We start from the raw sequence: 12,651 nt of genomic DNA, 5'->3' as shown, positions 1-12,651 counted from the left end.
GGGGGGGGGTCTTCTGAGGCCAACTCAGTAAGCTATGCGGAGCTTTGGGATAAATCAGATAGCTTGGCCGCGTATCTTCTAGACAATGCCCCTGTCGGAAAGCCTGTAGTGGTATACGGGCACAAGTCGGCGCTGATGCTCGTTTCGTTTGTTGCGGCCATCAAGGCTGGTCTCACGTATTCCCCTATAGACGTCGCATATCCCGCGGATCGCGTCAACGATATCTTGGATCAAATTGGAAAGCCGCTCGTTCTCGATTTATCCGATTGTGGTTTTACCGGCGATGAAGACTTAACGGCGGGGGTCCTCCCTGAAGGGGTGGTATCGGAAATAGCCGGGCTCGGTGGCCGGATTGATCCTTCTTGTTGGATAAAAGATGATACACCGTTTTATTTGCTGTTCACTTCTGGTAGCACTGGTCGCCCCAAGGGGGTCCAGATGCCTTCCCGCTGCGCCGATGCTTTTCTCAGATACTTTTCACGCTTCTTTCCTTTGAGGGAGGATGGGGTGAGTTTTAACCGTGTTCCGTACACGTTTGACGTGAGCCTGTTTGATCTTATCCCGGGCTTGGCGGCTGGCTATACGCTGTATGCGTTAGAAGCCGAGGAGGAATCCAGCATGAAGGCTTCTTTCGAGGCGCTATCTCGAAGCGATATGACGGTCTGGATCTCAACTCCGTCGTATGTGGAAATGTGCCTCGCCGACCCATTATTCAATGCAGAGCTCCTTCCGAAGCTGGATACTTTCGTACTTTGCGGCGAGGTGTTTCGCAATGCGACGGCCCTCAAGATGCTTGAACGTTTTCCTGGGGCGAAGGTTTACAACACTTATGGACCTACCGAAACGCAGGCTGTGAGTGATATTTTGATTGACGAGCAGATGGCGCACGAGATCAGTCCTCTTCCGGTAGGGACCATGAATCCTGAGATGAAGGCGATAATCAGAGATGTGGACTCCGGTGAAATTTTGGGCTGTGGGGAGCTGGGAGAGATTTACCTTGCGGGGGCTACTGTTTCGGCGGGCTACTATGGCCGCCCCGACCTCACTGAGCGCGTATTTGGGGAAATCAATCTTGATGGCGGATTGTCTGCTCGCTGTTATCGCACGGGTGATAAAGGCTTTGTGGACGAAGAAGGTCGTCTCTATTGCCTTGGACGCCTGGATTTCCAAGTTAAGATCAACGGCTTTCGGGTTGAGCTTGGGGATGTGGAGCAGGCGCTCACTCGCTTGCCGGCCATTAAGGAGGCGGTGGTTCTTCCTAAAGAGCGTGATGGCAGGGTGGTGCACCTTGTTGCCCATGTGATGCTTGAGGATTCCTCTTTGGAAGGCGATTTAAGTACTGCGATTGCCCTGAAAAAGCAGCTTTCCTCTATCGTGCCCGAGTATATGATTCCCAAAAAGATGGTCTTTCATCGGGAGTTTCCTCTAAATAACAACGGCAAGATAGACCGGAAGGCCTTGGCGTAGGCGAGTATGGGTTCTTTAAACTTCTACGTTGATCCGGCCTTTTACCTCATTCTCGCCGTAGCTGTTGTACCTGCGTCAATTTTAGGACTCACAGGCCATCGCATTAAATACTATGGACTAGCTGCCTCGGTTGTTTTTTTGTTACTGTTGTTCGGCGAAACCCCCGAGGGTATTGCGGCTTTCGTGACTTTTCTTTGCATCTCCTGCACGGTAACGTTCTGGGTTTTGAGAAGCTGGCAAAGAGGGCAGCAGTCCATGTTGAGGTATCGGCTTGGCATTGCATTTGTTGTCCTGCCCCTCGTTGTCTATAAGGTCGGTGCCGTCTTTGACCAGAACCTCATGGGCTTTTTGGGTATTTCCTACGTTACTTTTAAGGCGGTGCAGGTCATAATCGAGATCCGCGATGGTGTCATTGCTGAGATGACCTTCGTGGACTATCTCTATTTTCTGGTGTTCTTTGCGCCGTTTACCTCTGGTCCTATAGATAGAAGCCGTCGGTTTACCGATGATGCAAACAGGATTTATTCTACAGGGGAGTATGCAAATCTTTTAGCGAGCGGCATTATGCTGATCCTTATAGGGGCGGTGTATCAGAAGGTGCTCGGAACCGTGTTTTTCAGCTACTTTACTCCCGAGCCCCTAGGTGGTGGATCTGTCTGGCATGAGGCGCTTGCTCAGGTTAAAGATGCTTATATGTACGGGTTTTATCTGTTTTTTGATTTCGCCGGCTACTCTATGATGGCAATGGGGGCAAGTTATTGCTTTGGCATTAAAACGCCGCGTAATTTTCGGGCTCCATTTCTTGCCCTCGACGTGAGGGAGTTTTGGGATCGATGGCACATGACGCTCTCAGCGTGGCTCCGCGACTTCGTCTTTATGCGTGTTGTAAAGCATGCTACGCGAAAAAAGCTGTTCGCCGACCGTATGCAGCGGGCATGCGCGGGGTACATGTGTAATTTTATGCTGATGGGCGCTTGGCATGGGATTACGGTGGATTATCTTGCTTACGGCCTATATTACGGCGTACTCATGAGCGCAACGGATGTGTATCAGAAGAAATCTGCCTTCCATAAGAGGCACAGGCAAAAACGTTGGTATAAGGTTCTCCAGTGGGTGACAACCATTAATCTGGTGATGTTTGGTATGGCTATCTTTTCGGGTCAGCTTCATATGGTGATAGGAGGAATTATTCATGGCTAGTGCAGTTGAAGATCGCATGTTGGATCTGGTGGCAGAGATTTGCGATGACGATGTAATTCGGGAAGAGAGGGACATAGACCTGTTCGCGGCTGGACTGCTTGACTCTATGGCGGCAATAGAGCTGCTTGTGGCAATTGAAGAGGAATTTGGCGTGGAGATTGCCCCAACGGCAGTTGAGCGTGAAGAGATGAATTCTGTGAATAAGATTATCGCTCAAGTGGAAGCGCGGATTTAGAGTGCGAAGGCTTATTGCGGTACTATGTGCGCTTGCGGTTGCAGTGGGAATCGGTGCGGTTTGGTTCGCAGCGTCTCCGTCGAACACCCAGCTTCTTCAGCGGGCTCGTGAAAAGCCAGTTTCTCCTCGGCCTGATAGTGCGCTTTGGGGGTCGCCCTCTGTCCTTGCGGAAATGGTTGAGGCGAGGGCTGAGAGGGGTGAAGATGTTAAGTTTCTGCTGGGTTCTTCGGAGTTAACTCAGTCGATTGAAGATTCGGCGTATCCCGTACATTTTTTTGAGGAGCATAATTTCGGATTCAGAGTAATGTGCATAGGGGGAGCGGGCTATCAATCTCTGTGGAGCGCAATCATGACTGGTGCTCTTGACGAGGAAGGCGTAATCCCTGGGAGGAAAATCGCACTACTTCTGGGTAATTGCTGGTTTTATGAAGGCGGTTGCACTCCCGAAGCCTTCTTGAACAGCTTCTCGGACGAAGCTCTTCAAGAGTGCCTGATGAACCCAGGCCTTTCAAGCGCTACGAAGGCGGGGATTTGTCGTCGCGTTGAGGAACTGGGCGTATCTTCGCAGACGGTAGAGGACTTGTCTTCGACTACGCTGATAGGTGAGATGAATCGTTTCCTTCGGGGCTTGCTGCCTGAAAAGGAAAGGAGACAGCAGCTTGCAGATGCCATCGACAATAGCTGCCAGCGTGATTCTTCTTCCTCCGCGCTCGAGCTTGAATTTGATTGGGCTGCTTTTTTTGATAAGGTTGAGTCCCAGGGTAAAGCAGCCTGCACGAATAACGACGTGGGCATAAACGACTGGTACTACAGTGAATACGCGGAGAGATGGTTTGAAGAGAACCAAAAAAAAGATTTTGAAAGCTTTTCCCGCTGGAGCGATGAGGAGTTCGGAGATCTCGCCTTATTTTTAAATGTCTGCAAGGACTTGAACATAGAGCCCCTCCTCATTATCGAGCCTGCAAAAGGGCAATATTACGATACAACGCAGTACGACCAAAAGAGTCGAGAGGTCCTTTATGAGCGTATGCGAGGCTTCTTGGACGAGGCTGGTGTCGACTATCTAGACTTATCATATTATGATTATGATTTATATTATCTGAGAGACGTAATGCACATGGCTTGGAAGGGGTGGGCGCAAATCGACAGGGCGCTGGTTTCCTTCTACTCCGGAGAAAGCGTACTCGATGAGAAGAGCCCATCTTTCCCAGAGTATGGCGACGAAACAGGGGCGGAGCATATCGCCGAGGAGGCTGAAGAAGAAATGATCGAAGCGGAAGGCGCTGGGAAAGAGGTGCTTAATGGGGGGCAGTGACGGTGGTGGATTCGGGGCAAAGGCTCTCTCTTGGCTTCGGCGTCATCCGGTCATTGAGGCCCTATTGTGGTTCGTCGGCGCATTTGCATGCATTGCCGTGCTCGTATGGTTCTTCGGCTTTTCCGGCTTCGGTAATCCGCCTGAGTTTGTTTATGAGCAGTTCTAGAGCGATGAAGCACTGGCGGGCTTTTGTGCCAAGACGGTGGAGTCTCCTAAATGTTTGCAGCAGGCTGTTTGCATGGAAGTAATTCTACGAAAGAAAAGGATTGTGTCTATATAACGCTATACGGCGCTCGAAGGAAGCTACGGCAATTCCGGAAGTTTGTTTAGCTGCTCGTTATCGAGGATGGCGCTTTGATTTTCGGAGGGCCTGTGGTTGGGCCAATTTGTGGCCGCTAAATTGTGTGACCATTGCCCGCGGCCGCATTCGCAGTCATACTGAATGATGACAGTCATTACGAAATTAGGAGTCGTCGTATGGAGGCATATCTATCTCTTGAGCAGATTCAGAGGAGGGAGTTTTCCATCCTCTGTCGAGCTGCGGACTTTTTTGAACGATACGGTATCCCCTATTCATTGTGCTACGGATCGCTGATCGGGGCGGTGCGCCACGGTGGCTTCATCCCTTGGGATGATGACATAGATCTCTTTGTCCCTCGGGCCTCATACGACCGCTTGATTGGGATGGTTGAAACGTTTGAGGCGGAGACGGGGTTAATCTTGGAGGGAGTAAGAGGGCTCGGTCTAGCGGATTCTCCCATAATTAAGGCGTGCGACCCAGAAGTGAGGACACTTGAGAGGGGCGTTGTTGAGCCGGGGCATTTGTGGGTCGATTTGTTCCCTCTGGATGGTGTCCCAGATGATGATGGCGCGGCGCGACGGCTCTGCTCTAAGGCAAAACGCCTCAATTTGATATTTACGGCAAAGACATCCCCTGTTTCATCGGCAGTTGGGTTTAAGAGGAAGTTCGTTAAAGCGCTATTTAAGGTTTTGTTCTTCTACAGGACTCCGCTTAGCCTTGCGCGAGAAATCAACGAGAACGCGAGGACCTATGCGATTGATGGGACGCCATTTGCCGTCAACCTAACGTTTTCGTACAACTCCTACCAGGGTCGTTTCAAGTTTGGCGCCGAGGGTCCAATGGTTAAGATGAGTTTCGAGGGAAGAGAATTCCCTGTTATCGCCGATTGGGACACTGCTCTGAGGGGCGGTTATGGCGACTATATGATCATCCCACCTGTCGAAAAACGCATCACGCACTCGCTGGTTGCTTGGGTTCCGAGTTGCTGAGTGGGGAGCGAGCGGTCTCGGGTTAATTGAGTTGCGATGACGGTTTGATGTGCTCAGGAGGCAGAAGCCTACGATTGTCTCCGATGTCCAAGTGAGGAAATGCGATGAAGAAAATTATGATTCTGGGCGCTTCCGAGTTCCAGATTCCTTTGGTTGTCCAGGCGAAAAAGATGGGCATAAGAACCTGTGTTGTTGATTGCAGGAGCACGGCTCCGGCCGTTGAGTATGCTGACGATTACTTCCAGTGCAGTCTGAAAGATCTTTCGCAAATCGTGTCTTTTGCAAAAGGGTACCTTCCAGATGGCGCCACTGCCGGCGCTTCTGATGTGGCTGTGCCTGCAGCTGCCGAGGTGTGTGCTGCTCTTGGACTACCGGGCCTTGATAAAGAAGCGGCTAGAAGGGCAACAGATAAGTACGAGATGGCACTGGCATTCGAGGAAGCTGGCATTCCGCACCCGCGGTTTGTTCGCTTGAGTAGCCTCGAGGCGTTGGGCAAATTGCCCCGAATGGATTATCCGGTGATTTCCAAGCCTGTTGATATGTCGAGCAGCAAGGGGATTAGGGTGGCGCATTCGGAAAAGGAGCTTCTGGATGCTGTTACGGGAAGCATGCGGGCGAGCGATAGTGGTGAGATCCTCCTGGAAGAGTACATGATGGGCCCCGAGGTGAGCGTTGAGGTTTTAGTGCTAGAGGGCTGTCCAATGGTGCTGCAGGTTACCGACAAGGTAACATCTGGGTCGCCGAACTTCGTCGAAGTTGGCCATTCCCAGCCGTCGGTTCTCCCTCCTGAGACTATTGAAGAAATCGGGCGTGTGGCTTGTGCAGCGGCGCTCGCTATGGGAATCATGAACGGGTTTGCGCATGCAGAGATTATTGTCACCGATGCTGGCCCAAAAATGGTTGAGATTGGCGCGCGAATGGGTGGCGATGGTATCCAGCAGTATTTGATTAGCCTCTCAACTGGTCTGAATCTGCAGGAAATTGCAATCAGACTTGCTTTTGGTGAGCGAGTTGTTTTGCCGGTCATATATGGCGGCACATACAGCGCCATACGATTTATCCCCAGCGTGCCGGGGAGGGTGGTGTCGATTGAAGGCTTTGATGCCGCTGCCAAAATCGACGGCGTTGCTCTGGCGCGAGCGATGTGCTCTGTTGGTGACGAGTTTGGCGAAAGCCAGGATAATTCTTGCCGATTTGGATATGTGGTTGCTCGGGGCGAAAGCCGTGACGAGGCGGTGCAGTGCTGCGAGGAGGCCTTGCGTAAGATAGAGGTGCGAGTTGAGTAGCGTGGATGAGAGGGCTGTTGCCCTTGTTCCCTGCACGGCCGAAGACTTTGAGGCTTACTATGCGATTCGATGCGGAAAGCCGGATATCTATTGGATGGGATACACGTCGGCTCCTGACAAAGATGCCATCAGAGGTATTTTCATGGAGCGTCTTGGGACGGTTGACCTAGCGCAAGAGGGGTCGAGGAAGATCTACATGCTCAAGGCTGGAGAATCAACCGCGGGCTGGCTTATGCTATCCAACCTGTCGGATGGGGTGGAGGTTGGTATTAGCCTGGCGGAAGACTGGCTGGGCCGCGGTCTTGGAACTGAGGCCATCAGGCTTATCAAACCGCATGCGGTAGAGTTGGGCAAAGTGGTGTATGCCCAGATACGTGACGACAATGTGGCCTCCCAGAGAATATTCCTGAAGAACGGCTTCGAGAGGACCGACAGCTATGTGGTGAAGGATTATCCCGTGGCTGGTGAGGTGAAATTCCGAAGGTACGAGTACCGGTAGATTTTCGGCAGTGGCATCTCGCCGCCCCCCACGTCGCAGACGCCGTAGGGGGCGTCTGCGCATTTGCATCTGCATTTTTCAGATGTCCCCTTACTTCAGGTGAAAACCGGCATAGGATGGTGTATATTTCCAGTGTTCATTTTTCGCCAATTGTATATTGCGGTGAACGCTGGAGGTGTTGAAGATAATTGCGCATCAGTCATTTTCGGTTTTACGCGCCTTCGCTGAAGAGCCTGGTTCTTCGCAAAGGCTGGTATCGCGGGTTACGGGGATTTCGCTCGGCGCCGTCAATAAAACAGTGGGCGTTCTTCGTGGCGAGGGACTCCTGGATGCCGACAACAAGCTAACTCCTCTGGGGGTCAAGACGCTCAAAGGGTATCGAGTGCAAGGTGCGGTGATTTTGGCTGCGGGTCTTTCGGCGCGTTTGGCTCCTCTTTCGTACGAGCACCCCAAGCCGCTTTTCACAGTGCATGGCGAAGTGCTGATAGAGCGAATGATTCGCCAGCTGCAAGAAGTTGGAATCGAGCGCATCACTGTTGTGGTTGGTCACATGAAAGAGCAGCTGTTCTACCTCGAAGACGAGTTTGGCGTTGAGCTGCTTGAGGCCTGTGATTACAGGGAGCGCAACAATCATTCCTCGGTGTTTTTGGCGGGGGAGAGAATACTCGGTTCCTATGTATGCTGTTCCGACCAGTTCTATCCCGAGAATCCATTCCATGCATGGGAGTACTCTCTTGAGTGCATGGCCGTATTGCTTGAAGACAGCCAATCGGGCACGGCGGTAGAGCTGGATGGGCAGGGGCGTGTTAAGGGGTGCAAGCAGGCGGCTGCGGGGAAGAGCTGGTATCTCCTGGGACCATCTTTTATTGATGCAGAGTCTGGAAGGAAGTTGCTCGCGTATATCTCAGAGGAGTACAACCGCCCTGAAACCGCCGGGGCTCTTTGGGAGCGCATACTGCTTGCCCACATAGAGGATTTTACCCTCAGGACGAGGCGGGTTCCTCCTTCTGCCATTCGGGAGTTCGACCGGATGGAGGACCTCTGCTCATTTGATTCTGCTTTTCTGGAGAACGTCGATTCGGCGATTCTGGACAATATTTGCAGCGTGCTCCATTGCTCTCGATTGGATATAGGTGGCGTTCGCCCTTTGCAAGAGGGGATAACAAACCTTTCCGTGGTGTTTTCCTGTAAGGGAGATAACTTCGTATACCGCCATCCTGGTGTTGGAACCGGTGAGATAATTAATCGCCAAGCAGAGGCGTTTGCCCTGAATGCCGCTGCCGAGCTGGGGCTTGATTCGACGTTTGTTTACGAGGATGCATCTAGTGGCTGGAAGATCTCTCGGCTATACGAGACCAGGGAGCCGTTTTCGTATAGCAACAGGCAGCATGTGGAGATGGCCTTAAGGGCGTTGCGTCAGCTCCACGATGGCGGCGTTGAGTCTCCCTGGTCGTTCGACTTTTACGACGAGGCGAATCGGCTGTTGGCTCAGTTGGAGTCCGAGGGATTTCATTTTCCGGCTGACTTCTACGAGCTGAAAGAGGTTGTTGACGGGATAGCCGGGTTCGTATATTCGGGCGCGGGACAGCCTGTACTCTGCCACAATGATTTTTATGGCCCCAACATCCTGGTCGGGGATGGTGAGGTGTGCCTTATCGACTGGGAATATGCCGCTATGGGAGATTATGGCTGTGACCTGGGCAATTTTGTTGCTCAGGGGTCGGGTTATTCGGTTTCCCAGGCGTTGGAGATATTACCTTTGTATTTTGGAAGAGAGGCGACGGAGGAAGAGAAGGCTCACCTGGTCGCCTGCACTGCAGTTGTGGGGTGGTACTGGTATGTGTGGGCTCTGTTTAAGGAGCAGGCTGGCAGTTCTACGGGAAACTGGATGCGTATTTGGTACAAGGCAGCTAAGGATTTTGGCCGTGCAGCGGCGGGCTTGGTTGACGGTCGCCCCTCGGCTCCTGCGGAGCTTTCGCGAGGGGAGTTCGATGTCCTTGTTGCCTTGGAGGCTGGGGGCCGGGTCTCGGAGCAGGATGGCGCCGTGGTTGCGGAGCTTGCGGAGGAGGGCCTTGTAAACGAAGGTGGTATCACTGTAAAGGGGCTCGCGGCCTTGGAGCCCTATAGAGCACGGCGGGCGATTTTTTTCGCTGCAGGCTTCGGAAGTCGCATGTTGCCCATCACCATTAACACTCCCAAGCCCCTTGTGCGTGTTTGGGGCGAGCGAATCATTGATCGCCTTCTGGATGCCGTTACGGCAGTAGGAATTGAGGAGATATACATTGTTCGTGGGTATCTTAAAGACGCATTTGACCAGCTGAAATCCAAGTATCCGTCTATTAAGTTTTTAGATAATCCAATTTACGACTCAACGAATAACATCTCATCTGCCCTGCAGGCAAAAGACTTCTTCCAAAATGCGTATGTGTTCGAAAGCGATTTGCTTTTGCGCTCGCCCGAGCTAATAACAAAATACCAATATCGCTCTAACTATCTGGCTATTCCTGTGGACCAAACGGAAGATTGGTGCTTCTCCGTTGATGGCGAGAGGAGGATTACTCGCATTGCCAAAGGGTCCGAGGAGCCGTGTTGGCAGATGGTGGGGGTGTCCTACTGGACTGCAAAGGATGGCGGCCGACTTTCGAGGGACATTCCTGCCGTATTCAACCAGGATGAAGGGGCGAAGCAGATCTTCTGGGATGATGTGGCGCTTGATCGTAGGCCTGAAGAATATAAGGTGCATGTGAGGGAATGCTCCTTCAACGACGTGGCGGAGATAGACTCTTTCCGCGAGTTGCAAGAAGTGGATGAGGCGTATCGCACACTGGGTGGTTTGTAGGAGCTTGCGACGGCATTGCTGGTTGCGATGGCGAAAGGTAGACAATGAAGGTTTACGAAGGCGACATTTTAACGGTGGATGCTGACGACTCGGTCGCTCGCTATTTGGTGGAGGACGGTGGTCGCATCCTGTTCGTGGGCGATGGCCTGCCCGCTGAATACGCTGACGCGCCCGTGGAGCGTTTAGATGGACGCGTCCTTTGCCCGGCTTTCGTGGACACTCACGAGCACCTTGCCTCCTTCGCCACATTCAACGCGGGGCTGAACGTGATGGCAGCCCGCTCGAATCGGGAAATCATTGAGATGGTGTCCGAGTTCGCGGGGAGATGCGGGTCGAAGATCCTTGTGGCGTTCGGGGCTTCGCCGTACTCGGTTGAAGAGGGGAGGCTGCTCTCACGCGAGGAGCTTGACCGGGCGTGTCCGGACAAGCCGGTGTTCATGGTGAAGTACGACGGGCACGCCTGCGTGGTGAACACCCTGCTGCTCGAAAAAGTGAAAGGCAAGGTTGAGGGGCTGCGGGGCTACCACCCCGACACTGGCGAGATGAACCAGGAGGCCTTCTTCGCCGTGAGCGACTACATCACTGGCAGCCTTTCCATACCCGAGCTGGTGGGCAATGTGCAGAAGGCGATGGATTTCCTTGCCGGCCGCGGCATCGGCATGGTGCACAGCGTGAGCGGTGTGGGCTTTGCGGGTAATTTGGACATCAGTCTGGAGAAGTGGCTGGGAAGGAGCGCCCAAAGCGGATTCCAGGTGCGGGTGTTTCCCCAGTCGATGGACGTGTCGGTGGCCACGAAGCGCAAGCTCCCGCGCATCGGCGGGTGCTTCGAGTGCGCCCTGGACGGCTGTTTCGGCAGTCACGATGCGGCTTTGAAGGAGCCTTACGTCGACGCCGCGGGCGGGCAGGGCGTGCTGTACTACTCCGACGAGAAGGTGACGGAGTTCTGCAAGGAGGCCAACCGGGCAGGGCTGCAGATTGAGCTGCACGCGATTGGCGATGCCGCCTTCGACCAGGCGGCGCGGGCCCTCAAGGCGGCGCTGGAGGATTTCCCGCGCGAGGACCACAGGCACGGCATCATTCACGCCTGCCTGCCCACTGAAGAGGGGATTGCCATCTGCGCCGAATACGGCATTCATCTGCCGGTGCAGACGAGCTTCATCGATTGGCCGCAGGAGCCCGATTCGTACTTGGGCGAGATCTTGGGGGAGGAGCGGGCGGCCCGGCTGAACCCGCTGCGGACGTTCGCGGACGCCGGCATCGTGCTCTCGGCGGGCAGCGACGCCCCTTGCACCGACCCCGATCCGGTGCTGTGGATGCAGCGAGCGTGCAACCACAGCGTGCCCGGCCAGAGCCTCACAGTGCGGGAGGCTCTGCGCATGTGCACCTACAACGGCGCATGGGTGACGTTCGACGAGGGGGAGCGCGGCTCGCTGGGGGCTGGCAAGGTGGCGGACATGTGCGTCCTGTCCGAGAACCCCTACGAGATGGCCCCCGAGGACCTGAGCCGACTGAAGGTGGAGGGCCTCATCCTTGCCGGCAAGCCCTACGAGGCCCAGAAACAAGGCGTACTGCCGGCGGTGCTAAGGGGAATCTTTGGGGCCGAAGTCCGCGATCAGCGGGTTGCGTTATAAGGGTGTCGGGCGCGTCCTCCGACGGCCTCCGGGCCATGAAGTTGAGGATCGGACGTTCATTTCTTCGTGCAGAACGTCCATTGAGGTCGTCTCCTTTCTGCGAAACGCCTGTTGCGGTAACTACGATTCTAGGGGATAGCCGCTTTCCCTGCGGCTCAAAAGCTGCTCTTTTGCTACTTTATGGAACACGATACCCTTAAATCTGGCGCTTGCGAAGAGGATATGGCTTTCGGGGGAGATGATGTTGCGTTGAATCGGGCTGTCAGCTTCGGGGGGCAAACGAAGCTGTTTTGGGGAGCCTCGGCTTTGTTGTGGCGAGAAGCAGCGATGCGAAGGGCTGGGGGCGGGTCACGCTTAAAGCTTTTTCTTGTCGTAGGCGCACGATGGCCGTTTGACGATTGCATCAGGCGTGGGCGAGGAGGCAGGGTGATTTCGGTATTGTTGAAGACGATGTGATTGCCCAGATGAGGGGACGGCGGAGTTTGCGGGTATTACCTGTTTGCGCCTAAATGCCCCGCTCGTCACTGGCCAGAAAAGTATGTGCCTTACGATAAGCGCGTTGACAAGGTGCTGTGATGCTTCAGATATGAAGATATATTCGTGGGATTCAAGAATAGCTATCTTCGTTAAAACGAATCGTTCGTGGAGATCGTAGGCGTCTTCAAAAGCATTATTGTCCGTGAGGGTTTAGTCTGATGGAAATGGATTATTACCTTTGACCGTTCGGCTGGGTATGCGCTGGCGCGCAAAAATAGGGACGAGCGAAGACGCTTGTGGGGATGCAGCGGCTTCGCTTCGTCTGATGCTTGTTGGGGCAATCCTGCCTATTCTCGGCAAAGATGCCAAAATATACTTGCTGACTATCGAGGTGCGTTTTTGAAATTGGGAT

The 12,651-nt window shown here is 53.7% G+C and carries 10 protein-coding genes; all 10 read left to right on the top strand.

What is annotated here, in order from left to right; all coding sequences use genetic code 11:
- Window positions 1-1,467 (top strand): amino acid adenylation domain-containing protein (locus tag DMP11_RS08155; RefSeq protein WP_148041119.1); only part of this gene is annotated, 1,467 nt, incomplete at its 5' end.
- Between the two features lie 6 nt (window positions 1,468-1,473).
- On the top strand, window positions 1,474-2,667 hold the full coding sequence (gene dltB, locus DMP11_RS08150; protein ID WP_123186000.1) for a D-alanyl-lipoteichoic acid biosynthesis protein DltB: 1,194 nt from the start codon (window positions 1,474-1,476) through the stop codon (window positions 2,665-2,667).
- Window positions 2,660-2,902, top strand: a complete 243-nt coding sequence (gene dltC, locus DMP11_RS08145) for a D-alanine--poly(phosphoribitol) ligase subunit DltC (RefSeq protein WP_123185999.1) — start codon at window positions 2,660-2,662, stop codon at window positions 2,900-2,902. Before dltB ends, dltC begins: the two co-directional genes overlap by 8 nt.
- Before the next feature lies 1 nt (window position 2,903).
- Window positions 2,904-4,217 carry a D-alanyl-lipoteichoic acid biosynthesis protein DltD gene (dltD, locus tag DMP11_RS08140; protein WP_328590237.1) on the top strand — a complete coding sequence of 438 codons (1,314 nt, stop codon included), beginning with the start codon at window positions 2,904-2,906 and terminating at the stop codon, window positions 4,215-4,217.
- Window positions 4,204-4,383, top strand: a complete 180-nt coding sequence (locus DMP11_RS08135; RefSeq protein WP_123185997.1) for a hypothetical protein — start codon at window positions 4,204-4,206, stop codon at window positions 4,381-4,383. The genes dltD and DMP11_RS08135 overlap by 14 nt, the downstream gene beginning before the upstream one ends.
- A gap of 311 nt (window positions 4,384-4,694) precedes the next feature.
- Window positions 4,695-5,507, top strand: a complete 813-nt coding sequence (locus tag DMP11_RS08130; RefSeq protein WP_123185996.1) for a LicD family protein — start codon at window positions 4,695-4,697, stop codon at window positions 5,505-5,507.
- A gap of 104 nt (window positions 5,508-5,611) precedes the next feature.
- Entirely contained in the window at window positions 5,612-6,793 is a 1,182-nt protein-coding gene (locus DMP11_RS08125) for an ATP-grasp domain-containing protein (RefSeq protein WP_123185995.1), read from the top strand.
- 1 nt (window position 6,794) lies between these two features.
- A complete protein-coding gene (locus DMP11_RS08120) occupies window positions 6,795-7,292 on the top strand; it encodes a GNAT family N-acetyltransferase (RefSeq protein WP_235869433.1) in 498 nt (165 codons plus the stop codon).
- Between the two features lie 175 nt (window positions 7,293-7,467).
- Window positions 7,468-10,131, top strand: coding sequence for an NTP transferase domain-containing protein (locus DMP11_RS08115; protein WP_123185993.1), 2,664 nt, complete (start codon window positions 7,468-7,470; stop codon window positions 10,129-10,131).
- A 44-nt stretch (window positions 10,132-10,175) separates the two neighbouring features.
- Complete coding sequence (locus DMP11_RS08110) at window positions 10,176-11,762, top strand: amidohydrolase (RefSeq protein ID WP_123185992.1); 1,587 nt, start codon at window positions 10,176-10,178, stop codon at window positions 11,760-11,762.
- Window positions 11,763-12,651: the final 889 nt, after the last annotated feature.

This window comes from Parvibacter caecicola, from assembly GCF_003725335.1.
In the GTDB taxonomy this organism is placed as follows: domain Bacteria; phylum Actinomycetota; class Coriobacteriia; order Coriobacteriales; family Eggerthellaceae; genus Parvibacter; species Parvibacter caecicola.
This window is presented reverse-complemented; position numbering and strand designations above follow the sequence as displayed.